This window comes from Microtetraspora niveoalba, assembly GCF_001570405.1.
GTDB classification, from domain to species: Bacteria; Actinomycetota; Actinomycetes; order Streptosporangiales; family Streptosporangiaceae; genus Microtetraspora; species Microtetraspora niveoalba.
In genome coordinates this window covers 150,381-172,337 of record NZ_BBYM01000019.1, presented here as the reverse complement: position 1 = coordinate 172,337, position 21,957 = coordinate 150,381, and the positions used below count along the sequence as shown (strand labels likewise).

The 21,957-nt window shown below is 72.8% G+C and carries 19 protein-coding genes; 11 read left to right on the top strand and 8 right to left on the bottom strand.

All coding sequences use genetic code 11. From position 1 onward, the window contains the following. Positions 1-82: 82 nt before the first annotated feature. The 5 genes from AWQ70_RS20155 (at position 83) to AWQ70_RS20135 (ending at position 6,697) form a co-directional block, all read left to right on the top strand. Complete coding sequence (locus AWQ70_RS20155) at positions 83-427, top strand: histidine triad nucleotide-binding protein (RefSeq protein ID WP_245647055.1); 345 nt, start codon at positions 83-85, stop codon at positions 425-427. A 53-nt stretch (positions 428-480) separates the two neighbouring features. After that, positions 481-1,500, top strand: coding sequence for a PhoH family protein (locus AWQ70_RS20150; RefSeq protein WP_067178275.1), 1,020 nt, complete (start codon positions 481-483; stop codon positions 1,498-1,500). Between the two features lie 61 nt (positions 1,501-1,561). Further along, entirely contained in the window at positions 1,562-2,038 is a 477-nt protein-coding gene (ybeY, locus tag AWQ70_RS20145) for an rRNA maturation RNase YbeY (protein WP_067178272.1), read from the top strand. 7 nt (positions 2,039-2,045) lie between these two features. Next, a complete protein-coding gene (locus AWQ70_RS20140) occupies positions 2,046-3,335 on the top strand; it encodes a hemolysin family protein (RefSeq protein ID WP_067178270.1) in 1,290 nt (429 codons plus the stop codon). A 65-nt stretch (positions 3,336-3,400) separates the two neighbouring features. Continuing rightward, positions 3,401-6,697 (top strand): ATP-binding protein, encoded by a 3,297-nt coding sequence (locus tag AWQ70_RS20135; RefSeq protein ID WP_067178268.1) that lies wholly within the window; start codon positions 3,401-3,403, stop codon positions 6,695-6,697. Here the strand turns inward: AWQ70_RS20135 and AWQ70_RS20130 are convergent. Then, positions 6,664-7,083, bottom strand: a complete 420-nt coding sequence (locus AWQ70_RS20130) for a pyridoxamine 5'-phosphate oxidase family protein (protein WP_067178266.1) — start codon at positions 7,081-7,083, stop codon at positions 6,664-6,666. The two genes, AWQ70_RS20135 and AWQ70_RS20130, sit on opposite strands and share 34 nt — an antisense overlap. A 350-nt stretch (positions 7,084-7,433) precedes the next feature. Here AWQ70_RS20130 and AWQ70_RS20125 point away from each other — a divergent pair, with 350 nt between their 5' ends. From AWQ70_RS20125 to era, 3 genes are read left to right on the top strand one after another with little or no spacing between them, the layout of a single operon-like run. Further along, a complete protein-coding gene (locus AWQ70_RS20125) occupies positions 7,434-8,090 on the top strand; it encodes a hypothetical protein (protein ID WP_067178264.1) in 657 nt (218 codons plus the stop codon). Further along, positions 8,087-8,422 (top strand): cytidine deaminase-like protein, encoded by a 336-nt coding sequence (locus AWQ70_RS20120; RefSeq protein ID WP_067178262.1) that lies wholly within the window; start codon positions 8,087-8,089, stop codon positions 8,420-8,422. Before AWQ70_RS20125 ends, AWQ70_RS20120 begins: the two co-directional genes overlap by 4 nt. A gap of 1 nt (position 8,423) precedes the next feature. Next, positions 8,424-9,329: a GTPase Era gene (era, locus tag AWQ70_RS20115; RefSeq protein WP_067178260.1), complete on the top strand. Its 906-nt coding sequence runs from the start codon at positions 8,424-8,426 to the stop codon at positions 9,327-9,329. 44 nt (positions 9,330-9,373) lie between these two features. Here era and AWQ70_RS20110 read toward each other — a convergent pair whose 3' ends face one another. The 6 genes from AWQ70_RS20110 to AWQ70_RS20085 all read right to left on the bottom strand — a co-directional run bounded on the left by AWQ70_RS20110 (position 9,374) and on the right by AWQ70_RS20085 (position 17,544). Then, positions 9,374-9,871, bottom strand: coding sequence for a hypothetical protein (locus AWQ70_RS20110; protein WP_157530200.1), 498 nt, complete (start codon positions 9,869-9,871; stop codon positions 9,374-9,376). A 38-nt stretch (positions 9,872-9,909) separates the two neighbouring features. Further along, entirely contained in the window at positions 9,910-11,466 is a 1,557-nt protein-coding gene (locus AWQ70_RS20105; RefSeq protein WP_157530199.1) for a DUF4132 domain-containing protein, read from the bottom strand. Between the two features lie 224 nt (positions 11,467-11,690). Further along, complete coding sequence (locus AWQ70_RS20100) at positions 11,691-13,862, bottom strand: glycoside hydrolase family 6 protein (protein WP_218004603.1); 2,172 nt, start codon at positions 13,860-13,862, stop codon at positions 11,691-11,693. 31 nt (positions 13,863-13,893) lie between these two features. Further along, positions 13,894-16,128 carry a glycoside hydrolase family 6 protein gene (locus AWQ70_RS20095; protein WP_157530198.1) on the bottom strand — a complete coding sequence of 745 codons (2,235 nt, stop codon included), beginning with the start codon at positions 16,126-16,128 and terminating at the stop codon, positions 13,894-13,896. A 43-nt stretch (positions 16,129-16,171) separates the two neighbouring features. Next, entirely contained in the window at positions 16,172-17,155 is a 984-nt protein-coding gene (locus AWQ70_RS20090; protein WP_084517462.1) for a GNAT family N-acetyltransferase, read from the bottom strand. A gap of 143 nt (positions 17,156-17,298) precedes the next feature. Continuing rightward, positions 17,299-17,544, bottom strand: a complete 246-nt coding sequence (locus tag AWQ70_RS20085) for a DUF2630 family protein (RefSeq protein ID WP_067178249.1) — start codon at positions 17,542-17,544, stop codon at positions 17,299-17,301. Between the two features lie 269 nt (positions 17,545-17,813). On the opposite strand from AWQ70_RS20085, the gene leuA reads away from it, so the two are divergent. Further along, on the top strand, positions 17,814-19,538 hold the full coding sequence (leuA, locus tag AWQ70_RS20080) for a 2-isopropylmalate synthase (RefSeq protein ID WP_067178665.1): 1,725 nt from the start codon (positions 17,814-17,816) through the stop codon (positions 19,536-19,538). 247 nt (positions 19,539-19,785) lie between these two features. On the opposite strand, the gene AWQ70_RS20075 is transcribed toward leuA, so the two are convergent. After that, positions 19,786-20,484, bottom strand: coding sequence for a TetR/AcrR family transcriptional regulator (locus AWQ70_RS20075; protein ID WP_067178247.1), 699 nt, complete (start codon positions 20,482-20,484; stop codon positions 19,786-19,788). A 112-nt stretch (positions 20,485-20,596) separates the two neighbouring features. Between AWQ70_RS20075 and AWQ70_RS20070 the strand changes: the two genes are divergently transcribed. Beyond that, positions 20,597-20,944 (top strand): YrdB family protein, encoded by a 348-nt coding sequence (locus AWQ70_RS20070; protein WP_067178664.1) that lies wholly within the window; start codon positions 20,597-20,599, stop codon positions 20,942-20,944. Positions 20,945-20,989: 45 nt separating this feature from the next. Next, positions 20,990-21,910, top strand: a complete 921-nt coding sequence (locus AWQ70_RS20065; RefSeq protein WP_067178245.1) for a Gfo/Idh/MocA family protein — start codon at positions 20,990-20,992, stop codon at positions 21,908-21,910. Positions 21,911-21,957 lie beyond the last annotated feature (47 nt).

The following is a 21,957-nucleotide window of genomic DNA, read 5'->3' as shown; positions in this document are numbered from 1 at the left end:
GTCGGTGCAGTGTCGCACATTCACACTATCCGGGGGATCTTTCAACGCAATCACCGATTGGCAACGGCTACGCTTCTCGATCGTGACCGACTGCCTGTTCTGCAAGATCGTGGCCAGGGAGATTCCCGCCGACATCGTCCTGGAGACCGAGCGGGCGCTGGCGTTCCGCGACATCAATCCACAGGCGCCCACACACGTCCTGGTCGTCCCCAAGTCTCATCACGAGAACGCCGCGGCGCTCGCCCGGGCGGACGACGGCCTCGCCGACGACGTGCTCAAAGCATGCCATGACGTGGCCCTTCAGGAGGGCGTCTCCGACACGGGATACCGCGTCGTTTTCAATACCGGCGAGGGAGCCGGCCAGACCGTGCTCCACGTCCACGCGCACGTGCTGGGCGGTCGCGGGCTGACGTGGCCTCCGGGGTAGCGGATAGCATGACCGTAGGAATTAGGGAGGCGAGCAGGCCGTAACGGCCGCCCATGTCCGAGTCACAGAGCACCAACAAGACGCAGGCCAAGGTCCTCATCCCCGAAGGACAGGCGATGATCGGCCTGCTCGGCTCGCAGGACGAGCTGCTGCGGGTCATCGAGAAGGCCTTCCGCGCCGACGTCCACGTGCGCGGCAACGAGATCACCATCACCGGCTCTCCCGAGGAGAGCGGCATCGTCGTGCGGCTCTTCGAGGAGCTGGTGGAGCTCCTCGGCTCGGGCGCGGAGCTGACCACCGACTCCGTCGAGCGCAGCATCGCGATGCTGCGGATGACCAGCGACCGGCCCGCCGAGGTGTTGTCCCTGGACATCCTCTCCGCGCGCGGCCGCACCATCCGCCCCAAGACGGTCAACCAGAAGCGGTACGTCGACGCGATCGACAAGCACACGATCGTGTTCGGCATCGGCCCCGCCGGCACGGGCAAGACGTATCTCGCCATGGCCAAGGCCGTGAAGGCCCTGCAGAACAAGCACGTCAACCGCATCATCCTGACCCGGCCCGCGGTCGAGGCGGGAGAGCGGCTGGGCTTCCTGCCGGGCACCCTCTACGAGAAGATCGACCCGTATCTGCGGCCGCTGTACGACGCGCTGCACGACATGCTCGATCCCGACTCGATCCCGCGGCTGATGGCGGCGGGCACGATCGAGGTCGCGCCCCTGGCGTACATGCGCGGGCGCACGCTGAACGACGCGTTCATCATCCTCGACGAGGCGCAGAACACGTCGCCGGAGCAGATGAAGATGTTCCTGACCCGGCTGGGGTTCAACTCCAAGATCGTCGTCACGGGCGACGTGACCCAGATCGACCTCCCGGGCGGACAGGACAGCGGCCTCAAGGTCGTGCAGAACATCCTCCACGGCATCGACGACATCCACTTCAGCCGGCTGACCAGCGCCGACGTCGTCCGCCACCGGCTGGTGAGCGACATCGTCGACGCGTACGGCAAGTACGACGCGGCGATGGCGTCGGAGCCGAGGACGATCGACAAGCGTCCCCGGGGGAGACGGTGAACGAGAGAACGGAACGGCGCGGCCCGCGCCCCCTGGCCGGGCCGCGGAGCGAGGAGAACCGGTGAGCGTCGAGGTCGCCAACGAGTCGGGCGTCGAGGTCGACGAGGCGGTGTTCGCGGAGCTGGCCGGTCACGTCCTGGGGCGGATGGGGATCAATCCCCTCGCCGAGCTGTCCATCCTGATCGTGGACGAGCCGGCGATGGCCGAGCTGCACGAGCAGTGGATGGGCGAGCCCGGCCCCACGGACGTGCTCGCCTTCCCGATGGACGAGCTGCGCCCGGGCCCGGGCGGCGGCCGGGACGAGGACGCGTCGCCCGACCCGGCGCTTCTCGGCGACGTGGTGCTCTGCCCGCAGGTGGCCGCCCGGCAGGCGGTCGAGGCCGGGCACGGCACGCAGGACGAGCTGGAGCTGCTCTGCACCCACGGGATCCTGCACCTGCTCGGCTACGATCACGCCGAGCCCGAGGAGCACGCCGAGATGTTCGGGCTCCAGGGCGAGCTGCTCGAGTCGTGGCGGGAGTCACGCGGAAAGCGGTGAGCGACCGATGAACGGCTGGTTGTTCTCGGCCGTCGTCCTGATCGTGGTCGGCGGCCTCCTGGCGAGCGCCGAGACGGCGCTGTCGCGCATCTCCCGCGTACGGGCCGAGGAGTTCGTCAAGGAGGGCAGGCGCGGCGCGCCGCGCCTGCAGGCGATCGTCAAGGACCCTCCCCGCTACCTCAACCTGCTGCTCCTGCTGCGGCTGATCTGCGAGCTGGTCGCGACGGTGATCGCGACGCTGCTGTTCATCGACTGGTTCGGTGACACGGGGCAGGCATACGCCTCGGCGGCGGTCGTGATGGTCCTGGTCAGCTACGTCATCGTCGGCGTCTCGCCGCGTACGCTCGGCCGGCAGCACGCCGACCGGGTGGCGCTGGCGAGCGCGCCCGTCGTCTACGGCCTGACCCGGATCTTCGGCCCGCTGCCCAAGCTGCTGATCCTGCTGGGCAACGCGCTGACGCCGGGCAAGGGCTTCCGCGAGGGGCCGTTCACCTCCGAGGCCGAGTTGCGCGACCTGGTCGATCTCGCCGAGGAGCGCCGGGTGATCGAGCCGGACGAGCGCGAGATGATCCACTCGGTGTTCGAGCTGGGCGACACGCTGGTCCGCGAGGTCATGGTCCCGCGTACGGACATGGTCATCATCGAGCGGCACAAGACGCTGAGCCAGGCGCTGTCGCTGGCCCTGCGCAGCGGCTTCTCGCGCATCCCGGTGACCGGCGAGAACGAGGACGACGTCGTCGGCATCGCGTACATGAAGGACATCGTCCGCCGGATGCAGGAGACCGGCGACGGCACCGCCCGGGTCCAGGAGCTGATGCGGCCCGCGACCTTCGTGCCGGACAGCAAGCCGATCGACGACCTGCTGCGCGAGATGCAGGCGCGGCAGATCCACCTGGCCATCGTGATCGACGAGTACGGCGGCACCGCCGGCCTGGTCACGATCGAGGACGTGATCGAGGAGATCGTCGGTGAGATCACCGACGAGTACGACCAGGAGATCCCGCCGGTCGAGTGGCTGGAGGACGGGTCGGTCCGGGTGACGGCGCGGTTGCCGGTCGACGAGCTGGGCGAGCTGTTCGACGTCGAGATCGAGGTCGACGACGTGGACACCGTGGGCGGGCTGCTCGCGCACGCGCTCGGCCGGGTGCCCATCGCCGGCTCCGAGGCCACCGTGGACGGGCTGCGGCTGACCGCGGAGAACCTCGCGGGCCGCCGCAACCGGATCAGCACCGTGGTGGTGCGCCGGGTCGAGCCGGTCGAGGAGGATCCCGTGAGCGCCCGGGTGGAACGGGACTGATGTCCCGGCTCCGGAGGGACTCCGGAGCCTGCCGCCCGGGACGGGATGATCTGTAGCGTCCCACCGTGGCGACATTTCGGGTTCTTGGTACGTTCGACGCCATAGGGGACAGGGGGGTCGCGGAGCTGGGGGGCCCGCGGCAGCGATCCGTGCTCGCACGGCTGCTGGTCGCTCGGGGACACGTCGTCCCGGTCGAGCGCATCATCGACGATCTGTGGCGTGAACAGCCCCCTCCGAGCGCGTTGGCCTCGGTACAGGCCTACGTCTCGAACCTGCGCCGGGTGCTCGAACCCCGGCGCACCGCCCGGACCCCGGCCCGGGTGCTGGTCACCGTCCCTCCCGGGTACGCGATCCGCGAGGGCGAGGTCGACGCCTGGCGGTTCGAGGAACTCGTACGCCGGGGGGCCGAACTGCTGGCCGGGGGCGACGCGCGGGCGGCGCTGCGGCAGACCGAGGAGGCGCTCCGCCTGTGGAACGGTCCGGCGTACGCGGAGTTCGGGGCGGCGGAGTGGGCCGTCACCGAGATCATGCGGCTGGACGAGATGCACGCGATGGCGGTCGAGCAGCGGGCGGCGGCGGCGATCGCGCTCGGCGCGTCCGGGGCGGCCGTCGCCGACCTTCAGGCGCACGTCGCCGGACACCCGTTGCGCGAGGAGGGCTGGCGGCTGCTGGCCGTCGCGCTCTACCGCCAGGGCAGGCAGGGAGACGCGCTCGCCGTGCTGCGGCAGGCCCGCGAACGGCTCGCCGAGGAGTTGGGCGTGGACCCGGGGCCGGCGCTGCGGCGGCTGGAGAGCGACATCCTCGCCCATTCCATCTCGCTCGACCCCGGCCCGGCGGACGGCGGCGTGATCGACGGCGTCCGGAGCCTCACGGTGACACCCGAGCCGCCCACTCCGGACGCGGACCGGCTGTTCGGGCGGGAGCGGGAGCTCGGCCTGCTGCTCGGGCGCAGTGGAGGGGTCGCCCTGATCGGCGGCGAGGCGGGCATGGGCAAGTCGGCGCTCGCGCGGGCGCTCGCGAACGAACGGTCGCGTGCGGGCTGGCGGGTCGCCGTCGGCAGGGCGCCCGAGACCGAGGGCGCCCCCGCCGGATGGGCCTGGGCGGAGATCCTCAGGACGTTGACCGCGGAGGTCCCGCCCAGTGCCGCGCTCGCCGCGCAGATCCGGCGGCTGCTCGACGAGCCGGACGACGGGGGCGGGCGCGCGCCGGAGGACGCGGACATGACCGCCGAGCGGTTCCGGCTCCGCATGTCGCTCGCGTCGTACCTGCTGGAGGTGGTGCGGGAGGCGCCCCTGCTGCTGGTCCTCGACGACCTGCACCGCGCGGACGCGGAGACGCTGGCCATCCTCGTCCACCTGGCCGCGGACCTGCGGGACGCGCCCGCGCTGATCGTCGGCACGCTCCGGCAGGAGGAGGCCGAACGGCTGGCCGAGACGTCGGCCGCGCTGGCCCGGCACGAGCCCCTGCGGATCGTGCTGCCCGGGCTCGACCGGGACGCCGCCGCGGAGCTGCTCACCGTGGTATCCGGCGCGGACATCACGGACGAGACCTCGGACGCGGTCGCCGAACGCACCGGAGGCAACCCGTTCTTCCTGCGCGAGACCGCCCGGCTGATCGCCTCCGAGGGGGAGGCCGCCGCACTCTCCGTCGTCCCCGCCGGGGTGCGCGACGTGCTGCGACGCCGGCTGGCCCGGCTTCCCGTACCCGCCCAGACCGTGCTGCGCGAGGCCGCGGTGATCGGCGGGGACGTCGACGTGGACGTGCTCGCCGAGGTGAACGGAGGCGGCGAGGACGGCGTGGTCGACGCCGTCGAGGCGGCGCTGATGGCCGGCCTGCTCGTCGAGCCCGAGGGCGGCGGGCTGCGGTTCGCGCACGCCCTCGTCCGGGACACCCTCTATGAGGACATGTCGCGACTACGACGCTCCCGCACGCACGCCCGGGTCGCCGAGGTGCTCGAACGGCTCCGCCCCGACGGCATCGGCGCGCTGGCCCACCACTTCGCGGCGGGAGGGGAACGGGTCAAAGGGGCCCGCTACAGCGCCCTCGCCGCGGAGCAGGCGGAGCGGCGGTTCGCCTACGTCGAGGCCGCGGCCCTCTGGCAGCAGGCGCTCGACCTCGGCGACGGGGACGACCTGGAGCTGATCATGCGGCGGGTCCAGGCCCTGGCGTACGGCAACCGGCTCGTGGCGGCCAGGGAGATGCGCGAACGCGCGATCGGCCTGGCGCTGCCGAAGGGCGACCCCGTGCTCACCGCCCGGGTCATCGGCGCCTTCGACACGCCCACCCTGTGGAGCACCAGGGACTACGGCACGGTGTCGCGGGAGGTGGTCAGGGCCGTCGAGGAGACGCTGTCGCTGCTCCCGCCCGGGGACGGCGCGGCCAGGTGCGCGCTGCTCACCTCCCTGGCGTTCGAGCTCGAAGGGGAGCTGAGCGCGCGCGGGGCCGAGGCGGCGCGGCGGGCGGTGGCGATGGCCCGGCGGCTCGGCGACGCCCACGCGCTGGCCCGGGCGCTCAACGCGCGGCACTTCCACACCTTCCGCGAGGACGGCCGGGCCGAACGCGGCCTGATCGGCCCCGAACTGCTCAAGCTGGCCCAGGAGAACGGCATGGCCGTCGCCGAGGTCGTGGCCCGCCTGATCCTCATGCAGCACGCCATCGGCGGCCTCGACTTCCGGAGCGCGGACGAGCACGCCGCGCACGCGGAACGGCTCGCCGAGCAGTACGACCTGCTGCTGCCGGGATCGCTCGTCACCTTCTACCGCGCGTTCCGGCACGCGATCGTGGGCGACCACGAGGCGGCCGAACGGCTCTACCGGGAGGGGGCGCGGGCCCACGCGACCGTCGGCGCGTGGCGGTTCGAGATCGGCCTGTCGTACATGGGGAGGTACTGCCTCGGCCTGCTCCGCGGCGATCTCGGCCACCTGCTCGCCGAGGCCGAGCTGATCGCCGGGCACTGGGACGTCGCCGTCGAGCCGTACGCGCTCGTGCTGGCCCGGGCCGGGCGGGTGGACGAGGCGCGGAAGGTGGCGGGCGAGCCCCAGCCGATCCGGCCCGACTACTACTCGCGGCTCTTCGTCGCGGTCCGCGGCCTGCTCGGGGTCGCCATCGCCGACCGCGACAGGGTGGAGGCGACGTACGAGGCGCTGGCCCCGTACCCGGAGGACGTGGTCACCAACGGCACCGGCCTCGTCCCGCTGTGGCCGGTCGCCCAGGTGCTGGGGGATCTCGCGGCCTTCCTCGGCCGTCCCGACGAGGCCGCCGAGCGGTACGGCGCGGCACTCCGCCGCGCCACGGCGGCGGGCGCGACGGTGTGGGCCGAGGCCGCCCGTCAAGGACTGGCGGGGATCACCCGCGGTTCGTGATCGAGCCGGTCCGGGTCGAACAGCGTCCACTCGGAGACGTCCAGCCGGTAGACCCGCTCGCCGGGCGACAGCCGTACGGGATGGCCGGGGATCTGGGCGTCCTCGGGCAGCTCGCGCGCGGTGCCCGTGAAGGTCAGTGACTCGGCCGCGGACGACCCCGCGCGGTCGGGGGTCAGGATCGAGCCGGCCACCCGGATGTCGGTCCGCAGGTCGCGGGCGTACCTCCGGTCCCGATGGGCGACGAAATAGAGGCGGTCGGGGGCGAAGGTGGCATGGCATCGGACGTTGCAGAGCGCGGGGGAGCCGTCGGCGCGCAGGGTGGCGAGGTGCATGAGGGTCCCTCGCTCAGGGGCGCCGGCCAGCCGCCGCTCCAGTTCGTTGATCACCTGTCAAGGGTGCATCCGGCCAGTTGGAAGCCCCTAGGTGCGGTGCCGCCGGGCATGGGGCAAGCCGTCCGCAAGTGGACTACAAGTGGCATCCGTGAGGATCGTCTCAGGACGCCCGGGGGTTGGGTGTCCCGAGGGGGAATACCGGCGCGCCGGGAGGGGTTCGCGGCGCACCGGCCCGCCTTCCTTACGGGGGGGCGATCACGGGGGAGACCCATGGGGCCTCTCGCCCGACTTCATCGGGTGAGAGGCCCATGTTGGTCACTGTGGGGGATTGCGGCTTTTGCTGAGGGGGAAGAAAGCCGTCGGCGGGGATCTTCCGGACCCGCCGGAGAACGGGGGATACCGGAATGCGGATCATCGGCGGTGCTGTCTGCGCGGCCGCCGCCTGTCTCGTGGCCGCGCTCGCGGGATGCGGCGCCGGCGGCGACCCGGGACGGCGCGCCGCGGTGGACGCCGGGCGGTTGAAGGTCCTGCTCGGCGGGATCGAGGGCATGCCACAGGGCTTCTCCGACCGGCAGCGTGAGCGGTGGCGCCCGCCGTTCCGCGCCAAGGACGGCGACTGCCGCGCCCTGTTCGACGCGGCGGCCGGCAGGCCGCCCGGGCGCGGCCTCGTCGCCGGCACCGCCACCGCGTACGAAGGGGACAGTCTGGGCGAGACGGCGGCCGTCGGGCTCGCCGTGTACGGGGACGACGCCGCGGGCGGCGGGCTCGACCGGCTGGAGCGGGCCATGCGGGGCTGCCACGTCGCCGCCGCCGGAGGCGCGGGGAAGGGCGACCGGCTGCGCGCGTCGCGTCTGGCGATACCGGACGTCGGCGACGGCGCCGAGGCACGGCGGTTCAGGGGACGGGTCGGCGGATATCCGTACGAGATGCACCTGGTGGTGGCACGGGAGGGGAACGCGGTGATCACCCTCGTCCATCAGGGCGTCGCGGCCCCGGACGCTGCGGGCACCGCGGAACTCGCCAGGGTGCTCGCCGGAAGGGTCAGTACCCTTGACCTGTGACTGAGACACTGGACTCCGAAGACCTCAAGATCATAACGCTGGCCCGGTCGGCCCGGGCGCGCAACGGCTCCGCCGAGGGCGCCGCCGTACGGGACGAGACCGGCCGCACCTACGCGGCGACGAACGTCGCCCTGCCCTCGCTGGAGCTGTCCGCGACCCAGGTCGCGGTGGCGATGGCGGTCTCCAGCGGGGCGGCCTCCCTGGAGGCGGTGGCGCTGGTCAGCGAGGCGGACGAGCCGGACGAGCGGGACGTCGCCGTGGTCGCCGATCTCGGCAAGGCCCCCATCTTCCTGGCCGGCCCCGACGGCGCCGTGAAGGGCCGGTACGTCTGACGTGAGCACTCCCGAATTCCGCGCCGGTTTCGCCTGCTTCGTCGGGCGGCCGAACGTGGGCAAGTCCACGCTGATGAACGCGCTGGTCGGCACGAAGGTCGCCATCACCTCGTCCAAACCGCAGACCACGCGCCGGGCCATCCGCGGGATCGTGCACCGGCCCGGCTCCCAGCTCGTCATCGTGGACACCCCGGGCCTGCACCGCCCGCGCACCCTGCTCGGCGAGCGGCTCGACAGCCTCGTGTTGTCGACGCTGACCGAGGTCGACGTGATCGGCTTCTGCGTGCCGGCGAACGAGCCGATCGGCAAGGGCGACAGGTTCATCGCCGAGAAGATCTCGGCGATCAAGAAGACGCCGCTGGTCGCCGTCGTGACCAAGTGCGACCTGGCCACCCGCGAGCAGATCGCGGAACAGCTCCTCGCGGTCTCGTCCCTGGCGAACTTCGAGGAGATCGTGCCCGTCTCGGCGGAGAGCGGGGAGCAGCTCGACGTGCTCGCCGACCTGCTGACCGCGCGGCTGCCCGAGTCGCCGCCCCTGTACGCCGGGGGCGAGCTGACCGACGAGCCCGAGCAGGTCCTCGTCGCCGAGCTGATCCGCGAGGCCGCGCTGGAGGGGGTCCGCGACGAGCTGCCGCACTCGATCGCGGTCGTGGTGGAGGAGATGGCCCCGCGCGAGGGCCGCGACGACCTCCTCGACATCTACGCCTTCATGTACGTCGAGCGGCCGTCGCAGAAGGCGATCGTGATCGGCCCCGGAGGCGCCCGGCTCAAGGACGTCGGCACCCGGGCCCGCAAGCAGATCGAGGCGCTGCTCGGCACCCACGTCTACCTCGACCTGCGGATCAAGGTCGCCAAGGAGTGGCAGCGCGATCCCAAGCAGCTCCGCCGCCTCGGCTTCTACGACTGAGCCGTCCGCGGCTCTCGGTTGTGCGGCATCCGCTCCACGTGCCGTCAGCGGCGGCCGGGTCCGGGACGCGCGCGGAGGAGGGTGGCGGCGGACAGGGCCGCCACCACGATGGAGGCGATCAGGGCGGCGAACCAGCCGTACTCGACGGTGGGATGCACGTCCACCAGGCCGGGGACGCGGAAGCTCAGCCGCCGGCCCCAGTCCTGCGGGTCGGTCAGGAACATGGCCAGCGCGAGCGCGGCGACGGCGCCGGGCAGGATCGCGAACCCGGTGAACAGCCGGCTCCGGGTCACCCCCAGAACGCCCAGCAGCGTCGCCGCGAGGCCGGCGCCGAGGACGAACCAGCCCGGTCCCTTGTCGATGCCGCGGATCGCCTGGGTCAGCTCGGTGCCCGTCAGGCCGAACTCCGCCGTCAGCCCCGCCCAGGGGAGGACGGCGGTGACGGCGAGCGCCAGGCCGGCGACGACCACGGCCGTGGAGAGGAGCGCGCCCCCGCCGCTCCCGGCGGGAACCCCCTGCGAGGACGGGGTGAGGTGGCCCACGATCACAGGCTACGGCGCGGATGCGGCGAGGTGAACGGTCAGACCTCGTGGAACGCCTGCTCGAACGGCTGTCTGATCCGTTCATCGGTGATCCGTTCGCGCCAGGCGCGCACCTCGTCGGCGGAGGCGCGGGCCGGATGCCACAGCCGCACCGGGGCGTCGGGCGCTGCCCCGGCGACGTCGGCGGCGCCCAGCGTGGTGATCCACCGTCCGGGGGAGACCTCGACCTCCCAGATCAGGCGCCGTACGACGGTCCCGGCGATCGGATGGTCCGCCAGCCGCTCGCGCCAGGCCGCGTAGGGGTGGGCGGTGCCGTCCGTACGGCCCGTCTCCAGCGCGCGGATCAGCGTGGCGACGTGCCGGCGGGTCCGCGCGGTCAGCTCGCGCACGTGCTTGACCTCGTCCGCGTGGTCCCGCCGCACCGTCGCGGGCGCCCCCTTGAGCCGCTTCCCACCCTGCCACCAGGTCAGCTCGACGTCGTCGTCGTCGACACAGATCACGGCCTCGTGCCCGCCCACGGGCAGGCGGAGCCGCCCGCCGGGCCCGAACCCGAGGTCCGGCATCCGGAAGGCCGTCTCGACCCGGTCGGCCAGCGCGTGTTCGATCCGCTTGAGCATGCGGTCTAGCTGCTTGGGCACCCCCGCGTGCCGCGTCATCCTCCCCGCGGCCCGCAGCGCGTCGATCACCTCCGGGGTCGGGAGCTCCTCGGCCGCGCGGGCGATCTCGAACAGCAGACCCCGGGAGGGCAGCGTCTTCGCCGTGGTGGGCGCGACGACCGCGCGGCGCAGCAGCCGGTCGAGCAGGTCGGGGAGCCACGGTTCGTCCTGCCACAGCGCCAGCCGTACGGCCCGGCCGAGCACGGCCTTCTCCCCGTCGTCGAAGGCGCGGTCGGCGCGGTAGGGGATCTCGCCCGCGTGGATCGCGGCGAGCCGCGCCTCGGCGGCGTCCAGCGCGGAACGGGCGAAGGCGACGTACTCCGGGATCGCGGCCAGCCGCTCCCATACGTCGGGCAACTGGGGAGGGCAGCCGTAGGACCTCTCCCGGACGACCTCCGCCAGCAGGGCCCGACGCTCCGGCGTCCAGCCGAGCATCAGATCGACCTCTCCCGTGGCGATCGGCCCGAGACCGTCCTTGAGCAGCTCGGCCACCTCGTCGTCCAGCCCGGCGAGCCCGGCGACGGTCAGCAGCGCGTACCTGTCCTCGACGCGGCGCGCGCTCAGGTGGAAGCGCACCAGCGTGTGCGCGGGGCCGGCGAGGTCGGCGAGCGGCGGGCCGTCGGGACAGCGCGGCAGCGACGCCACGGCCAGCGGCAGGTCGGACCATCGCCGCGCCTCCAGCCCGTCCACCAGGGCCTGGAACAGGTCGGCGCACGCCTCCGGCGTGAACGACGCCCGGCCTTTCCTGACGGCGTCCTCCACCAGGAACCTCGCCGACATCGCCGGGCCGCCGCTCCTGACCGTCCGGTACGCGTACGGCAGGAGCGTGCCCACGTCGGACGCGGTCAACTGGGACGTGTCCGGCCAGTGGAGCGGGGCGTCCGCGGCCGGGTCGGTCATGAGCGCGCGCACGGCCAGCGCGACGGGCGAGAGGGACACGGAGGCCATCCCTTGGTCGTCGGGAGTGATGTCAAGATTCTTAGCAGCCGCGAGTGACAGAACCGTGTCCGGCGCCTACGGCCCACGCTCAGCGCGGGCGACGGGCCCGCGCCCTCAGCGCCCATGATCGAGCTGGCGACAGGGCGGCGTCGGCCGGGGTGAGACGGTCCGGCCGGGACCGCCCGCCGGACCCGGGCGAGCGCCCCCATCGGGTTCACCTGTCCTCACGACAGGGGCGGGACGGCGTTCTTCGCGCGTTCGAGGGCCATCCGGGCCCACCACGCGCCGAAGCGCGGGGCGACGGTCCCGTACAACGGGTCCTCGGGGCCGCGGCCGCCACGGGCGCAGACACCGCTGGAGACGCCGGGCGGGCGGATCCACAGGTAGGCGTCGGCCAGTTCGCTCGCGGTGCCGGTGGTGGGGCGGACCCCCACGCCGCGCCCCGGAGGGTTGCACCACTCCTGCGGCTCCGCGTACTCACCGGCCGGCGGCCGCCACACACCCCTGCCGTTCCTGGCCGTGTCGATCACGAAGTGGGTGAGCCCGGGGCCGTCCGCGGGGACCGCGTCGAGCTCGGCGTCGGCGCAGGTCCCGTTCGCGTTCGACGTGATGACGCGGACGCATCGGGAGAGCCTCGTCCCGTACGCGACGAGACGCTCCGTGCGCTGGTGGTCGTACACGTTGAGGTAGAAGCCCGCGGTCCTGCCGACGCCCGCCCTGATCAGCCGCGCGGCGGTGGTGCGGAGGTCGGGCCAGCCCTCCACGCCGCCGTCGAGATAGACGGCCGTGCGCGGCAGCTTCCCGAGGCGGTCGGCGGCCGCGGCCAGGTCGCGGAACCTGGCCTCCGTCTGCTCGGCGCCTTCCCGGGCGCATCCCCGCGACCCGGGCGGCACGGTGAGGCTGTTGGGTTCCAGGACGACCACGGCCGGGTGGTCGCCGATCGCGGCGGCGATCGCGTCGATCCAGGCGAGGTAGTCGGCCGAGCTCGCCGCGCCGCTGTCCTCGCCGCCGCCGCAGATGCGCAGCGGGATGCGGTCGGTGACCAGGACCGGCACCGCGCCCTGCCGCGACGCCGTGCCCATGATCGAGCTGACGGAGGCGGCGGCTTCGGCCGGGGTGAGACGGTCCAGCCAGACCGCCTGCGGGACCCGCGCGAGCGCCCGCATGAGGGCGGCGTCGTGGTCCCGTCCGGCGGCCTTCCAGATGGACGCCTGGCGGGCGGCGTCGCCGTCGGGGCTCGCGTAGAACCGGACGCCGGTTCCGGACAGCGGATGCCCGCCCGGTTTCGGCCCCGTTCCCGAGCCCGGCGACGGATCCCCCGCAGGCGCGGTCCGCCCGGTGGTGGATGGCCCCGTTGTGGATGGCGCTGCGGTGGACCGCGCCGTATCGTCCTGCCCGTCGTGCGCCCCCGGCGCCCGCGTGGCGATGACCACGCCCGCCGTGACGAGCGCGGCGACGACCGTCCCCGCGACCACGCTTCCGCGGCGCCGGCGGCTGAGCGCCGTTCCGCCCTCGGCGCCGCCCGCGCCCGTCTCCTCGCCCGTACGGACATCCGGGCCGCCCGGGAGGGAGCCGGAGTGAGTTCCCCTGGTGAGGGTGTCGAGGAGTTGTCGCGCGGTGGGGCGGTGGGTGGGTTCTTTGGCGAGGGTGTGGGCGACGATGGTGCGCAGGTGGGGTTCGAGTGCGGTGAGGTCGGGTTCGTGGTGGACGATCCGGTAGATGACGCTGGGTGGGGTTCCGTCGCCGAAGGGGGGGTGGCCTGAGGCGGCGTAGGCGACGAGTGCTCCCCAGGCGAAGATGTCGGAGGCGGGGGTGACGCGTTCGCCTCTGGCCTGTTCGGGGGGCATGTAGGCGGGGGTGCCGACGATGGCGGCGCTGGTGTGGGCTCCGGGTTCGGCGAGCTGGGCGATGCCGAAGTCGATGACCTTGGGCCCGACCGGCGACAGGATGACGTTGGCGGGCTTCAGGTCCCGATGCACCACGCCCGCGTCGTGGATCGCCCGCAGTGCCACCGCCACGTTGACCGCGACCGCCTCCAGGCTGGCCCCGGTCAGCGGTCCCCCGGCGCGTACGGCCTGCTGGAGGGTGGGGCCGGGGACGTACTCGGTGACGAGGTAGGCGGTGTCGCCCTCGACGTCGGCGGCGAGGACGGGGGCGGTGCAGAAGCGGGCGACGCGCTGGGCGGCGGTGATCTCGCGGGTGAACCGGCGGCGGAATCCGGGGTCGGCGGCCCACTGCGGGTGGATGAGTTTGACGGCGACCTGTCGTCCGTCGGGGGCGCGGCCGAGGTAGACCGCGCCCATGCCGCCCTGCCCCAGCCTGCGCAGGAGCGTGTACCCGCCCGCCTCCCGGGGATCGCCGTCGCGCAGCGGCTCGCCCGCGTCGTCGCTCGTCATGGTTCCCATCTGTCGGCTCGTCGGGGTGTCCTCACGAAAGGGGCGGGACGGCGTTCTTGGCCCGCTGGAGGGCGAGGTCCGGCCAGAACTCGCCGCCGGGCGGGGCGACCACCCGGTAGGCGGGGTCCTCCGGCCCCGAGGTGCCGCGCGTGCAGGTGCCGTTCGACTTGGTGGGGTCGCGTAGCCACAGGTAGGCGTCGGTGAGGCCGCTCGCGGTGTCCGTCGTGGGGCGCGGGCCGAGCCCCCGTCCGGGAGGGTTGCACCACTCCTGGGCCTTCTTGTACTTCCCGTCGGGCGGACGCCACTCGCCCTTGCCGTTCCGTCCGGTGTCGACGACGAAGTGGGGCAGCCCCGGCGTTTCGTCGGGGACCACGTCGACCTCGGCGTCGAGGCAGCGGCTCGGGCCGCGCGTCTTCGTGAGATGGACGCACTTGGCCAGCTTGACGCCGTACGCCTCGATGGTCTCGGTCGGCTGGAAGCCGGAGGCGTTGAGGAAGAATCCGTCGGCCCGGTCCAGCCCCGCCTTGATCAGGCGGTTCGCGGCGTTCTCGATCGACGGCCAGTACCGCTGCCCGCCGTCGAGGTAGACGGCGGTCCGCGGGAGCGCGCCGAGCCGCCCGACCGCGCCGGAGAGCTGGTCGTAACGGGCCTGCTCGCCGCCGCGTCCCCCGAGCGCGCAACCCTGGGTGCCCGGGACCTTGCTCAGGCTGTTCGGCTCCAGGACGACCACCGCCGGGCGGTCGCCGATCGCGGTGGCGATCGCGTCGATCCACGAGGAGTACGCCCGCGAGTCGGGCGCGCCGTTGGGGTAGCAGTCGCGCAGCGGGATGCGGTCCGTGACGAACACGGGGACCGATCCTTGCTTCCCGGCGACGTCGAGCGTCGCGTTCACGATCCGCGCGGCGTCGGCGTCCGACATGCGCGCCTCCAGCCAGACCGCCTGCGGGACCCGGGCCACCGCCCGCATGAGGGCGGCGTCGCCGTCCCGTCCGGCCGCCTGCCAGGTGGACGCCTGGCGGGCCGCCGCGCCGTCCGGGCTGACATAGAACCGTACGGCGGAGCCGGTCAGCGGGTTGCCGTTCTTCGCGCCGCCTCCGGAGCCGTCCTTCGCCCCGTCGTTCGTTCCGTCCTGCGCGGCGCCGGGTGAGGCGCCCGAGGTGGCCGCCGCGGACGACGCGGACGCCGCCGGGGAGGCGGCCGTCCGCCCGTGCGATCCGTCGTCTCCGCCGGTCGCGCCGATCCGCAGGGCGACGACGACCCCCGCCGTCACGAGCGCCAGGGTGGCGGCCGCCGCCCCGGCGAGGAGCCCGGTCCTGCGCCGCGCGACGACCGTGCCCGCCGTACCGCCGGTCTCGGCGGTCGCGCCGGTGCCGTCGAGGTCGCCCGTACGCCCGGCTCTGCCGGTGTCCGGCATCCCCGCCGTAACGGGGTGGGCTCCCTTGGTGAGGGTGTCGAGGAGTTGTTGCGCGGTGGGGCGGTGGGTGGGTTCTTTGGCGAGCGTGTGGGCGACGATGGTGCGCAGGTGGGGTTCGAGTGCGGTGAGGTCGGGTTCGTGGTGGACGATCCGGTAGATGACGCTGGGTGGGGTTCCGTCGCCGAAGGGGGCGTGGCCTGAGGCGGCGTAGGCGACGAGTGCTCCCCAGGCGAAGATGTCGGAGGCGGGGGTGACGCGTTCGCCTCTGGCCTGTTCGGGTGGCATGTAGGCGGGGGTGCCGACGATGGCGGCGCTGGTGTGGGCTCCGGGTTCGGCGAGCTGGGCGATGCCGAAGTCGATGACCTTGGGCCCGAGCGGCGACAGGATGACGTTGGCCGGTTTGAGATCACGGTGGACGATCCCGGCCGCGTGGATGGCCTGCAACGCGACCGCGACGCTTACGGCCACGCTTTCGAGATGGGATCCGCTGAGGGGCCCTCCCGCGCGTACGGCGTTCTGGAGTGTGGGGCCGGGGACGTACTCGGTGACGAGGTAGGCGGTGTCGCCCTCGACGTCGGCGGCGAGGACGGGGGCGGTGCAGAAGCGGGCGACGCGCTGGGCCGCGGTGATCTCGCGGGTGAACCGGCGGCGGAATCCGGGGTCCGCGGCCCATTGCGGGTGGATGAGTTTGACGGCGACCTGTCGTCCGTCGGGGGCGCGGCCGAGGTAGACCGCGCCCATGCCGCCCTGCCCCAGCCTGCGCAGGAGCGCGAAGGGCCCGACCTGACGTGGATCCCCCTCGCGCAGGTCGTCACCTATCGGGGATTCATCGTGGTTTCCACCGTTTGACACCACTGCGGGATCATAACCAGCGGCACCGGGAGCATCCACCGGATCAGATGCGGAGCTGCCATGCGTTCCACTGGTCCAGCAGCCGGAACCCCATCAGCTCGTTGATCCGCAGCATGTACGCGTTGTAGTCGGCGTTCCAGGTGATGACGCGTTCGATGTCCGGCTCGCAGGCGTGCAGCCAGGCGGCGTTCGCCAGCTTGAGCACCGTCCCGAGCCGGTGGCCGCGGTGCGCCCGCAGCACCCCGGTGTCGACCTGTCGCGCCCAGCCGCGCGCGTCCTCCGCGTCCACCAGGATCCGGGTGAAACCGGCCGGCTCGCCGCTCGCGGCGTGCCGGGCGATCATCGTGTAGACCGTGAGCCCGGCGTTCGCCACGGCCAGGTCGGAGGCCCGGATCCGTTCGGCGGTCCAGCGGTGGGCCCGCATCTCCAGATCGCCGAGCGGCTCGTCGTTCATGGACGTGGTCAGCAGGGCCAGGTCGTCGAGCAGTTCCTCGTCGGCCGGCCCGGCCCACCGCTGGAGGGTGTATCCCCGGGCGTGCCGCGCCGCGTCCGCCCGCATGAGCTCGAAGGACGCCCAGTCCACCGTGCGCAGGTCGAGGACCCGGCGCGCCTCCGCGGTGGCCGGGGCGAACCCCCGGGCCCGGGCGAAGGCGGCGCCCGGGCCGTCGGTCGGGGTCTCGCAGATGAGCAGGCTGCGGCCCTCGCCGCGGGCGCGGCCGATCGCGTGGTCGAGCAGCGCCCCGCCCAGCCCCCGGCGTCGCCGGTCGGGGTGGACGCCCAGCGTGATCAGCTTCGCCAGGTGGGTGTTGTCCTCGTCCGGGTAGTGCAGCGTGCAGCCGCCGGCGATCTCGCCGTCCACCCTGACGACCCAGCTCTCCCCGCGCTCGCCCGACCAGCCGCTCTCCAGCGAGGCCGAGAAGTGCCGCAGCGAGGTCGGGGCGCCCCGCTCGTCCAGTGCCTGGTGGATCGCGTACAGACCGGTGAGCCGGTCGCCGGGCTCGGAGAGGCGGAGGCGCTCGAAGTCCATGTCCACCAGGAAACCCCACCCCCGATCGGGGCGCGAGCGATTATCCGGGCCGCCGTCCTCCGCGCTCCCGGCCGCCCCGCCGGCTCCGGCCGCCCCGCTCGCTCCGGCCGCCGCGCGCCGCGTACGGGCTGCGCGGCGGCGGATCACTGCTCGTAGTCCTCGATCTCGTTCACCGGCCGCGGCGCGGCGAAGTCGGGGTCCTCTCCGGCGTCCCTGCTGGCCCGGCGCCGTCTGAGCAGGTCCCAGCACTGGTCGAGGGACTGCTCCAGCGTCCTGATCCGCTCGTGTTCCTCGTCGGTGGTGAGCTCGCCCGCCGCCAGCCTCCCGCGCAGGATGTGCTCCTCGTCGATGAGCTCGCCGATGCGGCCGAGGATCTCGTCGTCCTTCATGCCCGACCCCCTTTCCACCGGCGAACCGGATATGTGTCCCCGCCCCGGGCGGTCCGGAGCGGTCGACGCCGTCTGCTAATCTGCAAGGCGTGCTGCGCGGGCTTCTTCTTATCCGCCGCGGCGAGGGCCTGTAAGAGGCCGGCTCCCTCGCCGCGGAGACTGCCGTGCGCGTCGGCCGCCCCAGGTCTTTTACCGGTGGCGAGCCCCTTCTTCCCGAACGGGATGACCGTCTTCCCATGCTCGTGCCGGCGCGTCCATCGAGGAGCATGATGTACCCGCAACAGCAGCCCAGCCCCATGCCGTTCCACCGCTACACGCCGTTCGAGCCGATCCGGCTGGCGGACCGCACCTGGCCCGACAAGGTCATCGACCGGGCGCCGCAATGGTGCGCCGTCGACCTGCGCGACGGCAACCAGGCGCTGATCGACCCCATGGACGCCCACCGCAAGCTCAAGATGTTCGAGCTGCTGGTACGCATGGGCTACAAGGAGATCGAGGTCGGCTTCCCCGCCGCCTCCCAGACCGACTACGACTTCGTCCGGCAGATCATCGAGGAAGACCGCATCCCCGACGACGTCGTCATCCAGGTCCTCACCCAGGCCAGGCCCGAGCTGATCGAGCGCACCTTCGAGTCGCTGCGCGGCGCCAAGCAGGCCATCGTCCACCTGTACAACTCGACCTCGACGCTGCAGCGGCGGGTCGTCTTCGGCCAGGACAGGGACGGCATCACGGCCATCGCCGTCGAGGGCGCCAAGCTGTGCAAGAAGATGGCCGCCGAGATGGACGGCACCGAGATCTTCTTCCAGTACTCCCCGGAGTCCTTCACCGGCACCGAGCTGGAGTACGCCGTCGAGGTCTGCAACGCCGTCAACGACGTCTGGCGGCCCACCCCCGACCGCAAGGTGATCGTCAACCTGCCCGCCACGGTCGAGATGGCCACGCCGAACGTCTACGCCGACCAGATCGAGTGGATGAACCGCAACCTGGCCTACCGCGACTCGATCGTGTTGTCGCTGCACCCCCACAACGACCGCGGCACCGCCGTCGCCGCCGCCGAGCTGGGCTACATGGCCGGGGCCGACCGCATCGAGGGATGCCTGTTCGGGAACGGCGAGCGCACCGGCAACGTCTGCCTGGTCACGCTGGCCATGAACCTGTTCTCGCAGGGCGTCGACCCGCAGGTCGACGTCTCGGACATGGACGAGATCCGGCGCGTCGTCGAGTACTGCAACCAGCTGCCCGTCCACCCCCGCCACCCGTGGGGCGGCGAGCTGGTGTACACCGCCTTCTCCGGCTCGCACCAGGACGCCATCAAGAAGGGCCTGGAGCACCTGGAGCGCGACGCGGCCGCCGCCGGCGTCCCGGTGGACGACTTCGCGTGGGCCGTGCCGTACCTGCCGATCGACCCGAAGGACATCGGCCGCAGCTACGAGGCGGTCATCCGGGTGAACAGCCAGTCCGGCAAGGGCGGCGTCGCCTACATCATGAAGGCCGACCACCAGCTCGACCTGCCGCGCCGCCTGCAGATCGAGTTCTCCCGCGTGATCCAGGCGCAGACCGACGCCGAGGGCGGGGAGGTCACCCCGGCCGCCATCTGGGAGGCGTTCACCGACGAGTACCTGCCGAACCCGGCCAAGCCGTGGGGCCGGCTCGGCCTGCTGGCGCACCGCGGCTCCTCCAGCGTCGACGACAAGGACATGATCAACGCGGACGTCCGCGTGGACGGCCAGATCCGCGAGATCGAGGGTGTCGGCAACGGCCCGATCTCCGCCTTCTGCGACGCCCTGCGCGGCATCGGCGTCGAGGTCCGGGTGCTCGACTACACCGAGCACGCCATGAGCGCGGGCACCGACGCCAAGGCCGCGTCGTACGTCGAGTGCGAGGTCGGCGGTGAGGGCGGCTCCCGCACCCTGTGGGGGGTGGGCATCGACGCCAACACCACCACCGCGTCCCTGAAGGCGATCATCTCCGCCGTCAACCGCGCCGGCCGCTGACCGTCCGTAGACCACGGGCAGGGCGGGGCACGACCTGCCCCACCTGCCCCGCACCGCCGAGAGACGACCGGTCGCGTCGCCCATGAGGCCGCGACGACCACCTGAACAGGGGCGGCGTCCGTGTAGATCCACGGCCGCCGCCCCTTTCCGTTGCGTGCGGCCGCGGCACGCTGGAAGATCACTTCCAGCTCCGCCGTGACCGGGATCCCTCCGCTGTCTCGGCCAGGAGATTCGTGCCGGGACGCGGTCAGGCGGGGAGGCCGAGCACGCGGGCGAGGCACGTCATGGCGTGCTCGAAGAACTCGGCCCGGTGGTCGATCGTGTTGGTGAACTGGCCGAACACCTCGAAGCTCACCATGCCGAACAGGCCGGTCCAGGCGGTGACGGCCCGGCTGATCACGTCGTCGGACGCGCCCGGGATGAGCGTGCGCACGACCTCGGCGTCGGGGGCGATGGCCGGCGGCGGCTCGGGCAGGACGGCGGGCGGGGCCAGGCGCTCGGCCGCGACGGCTTCCGCGACGATCCGGCCGAACACGGCGACGCCCCGGGCGCCCGGGGCGATGGTGTCCTCGGGCGCGCGGTAGCCCGGCACCGGCGAACCGTACAGCAGGGCGTACTCGTGCGGGCGGGCGACGGCCCACTCGCGTACGGCCCGGCAGACCGCCAGCCAGCGGCCGGTGAAGTCGTCCCGGGGGACGGTCGCGTCGGCCTTCTCGACCGCCTCGCCGAGCGCGTTGTACCCGTCGATGATCAGGGCGGTGAGCAGGTCGTCGCGGCTCGGGAAGTAGCGGTAGATCGCCGAGGAGACCATGCCCATCTCCCGGGCCACGGCCCGCAGGGAGAGGCCCGCCGCGCCGTCCACGGCGAGATGGCGGCGCGCGATGTCGGTGATCTCCCTGGTCAGCTCGGCTCTGACTCGTTCACGTGCGGTACGGCTGGCGTTCATGTCCCGGAGGCTACCAGAGCGGGGGCGGCAATCGAGAGCACTGCTCTTGACGACACTCGCTCTCATAAGAGAGCATTGCTCTCGAACGAGAGCGACAATCGAAGGAGTGCCGATGCTCACCGCCGCCAAGGGGACCAACCTCGCCCTGATGTTCTTCCTCGAACTCGGCGTGCTGGTCTCGGTGGGGTACTGGGGGTTCACCCTCGGCGCTCCCCTCGCGGTCAGGATCCTCGCCGGGCTCGGCGCACCCGCGGTGTTCGCCACTCTCTGGGGGCTCTTCGCGGCGGCGAACGGCGCGAGGTTCAAGCTGCACGGCCCGGCCAGGGCGGCGTTCGAGATCGCCTGGTTCGGCGGCGGCGCGGCGGCCCTGGTCGCGTCCGGGCTCGTGACGGGCGGTGCCGTCTTCGCCGCCCTCTACGTCGTGAACGCCGTTCTGCGCTTGGTCTGGCACCAGGTCTGAGCGTGCGGCCGCCGGCCTCCTCGATGCGGCGCATAGGATCCGTGCGTGAAGATCGGGATCATCGGGCTCGGGGACATCGCCGAGAAGGCGTATCTGCCGGTGCTCGCGTCGACGCCGGGGATCGTGCCCCACCTGTGCACGCGCAACGAGGACACCCTGGCCAGGCTCGGGGCGGCCTACCGCGTCGATCGCCGGTACACCACCGTCGAGGCGCTGCTCGGGGCGGGCATCGAGGCCGCGTTCGTCCACGCGGCGACGGCCGCGCACGGGCCGATCGTCGAGGCGCTGCTGGAGGCCGGCGTACACGTCTACGTGGACAAGCCGCTCACCGACAACCTCGCCGACTCCGAGCGGCTCGTACGGCTCGCGCGGGCGCGGGACAGGTCACTGATGGTGGGATTCAACCGCAGGTACGCGCCCGGCTACGCGGCCCTGCGCGACCTGCCGAGAGACCTGGTGATCCTGGAGAAGAACCGGGTGGGGGCGGCGGCGGACCCGCGCTCGGTGGTCTTCGACGACTTCATCCACGTGGTCGACACGCTGCGGTTCCTCGCGCCGGGCGAGGTCACGGACGTCCGGGTGCGCACCCGCGTGCGGGGCGGGCTGCTCGAACACGTCGTCCTCGAACTGGGCGGCGACGGATTCACCGCCATCGGGATCATGAACAGGCTCGGCGGCGCGGCGGAGGAGACCTGCGAGGTCATGGGCGACGGGCGCAAGCGGCGGGTGGTCGATCTCGGCGACGTGGTCGACCACGCCGGGGGCGAGACGCTGTCCCGGAGGCCGCCGTGGACGCCGGTCGCCCGGCAGCGCGGCATCGAGCAGATCTGCCACGCGTTCCTGGACGCGGTCCGCGCGGGCCGGGTGCTCCACGCCGACGACGCGCTCGTCACCCACGCGATGTGCGAAGACGTCGTGTCGGCCGCGCTCGCCGACGCCGTACGCCCCCTGGAGGCGGCGGGCTGACCGGGCCGGTCGCGTCCGCCGGGAGCCCGCGGCCGGTCCCGGCCCGA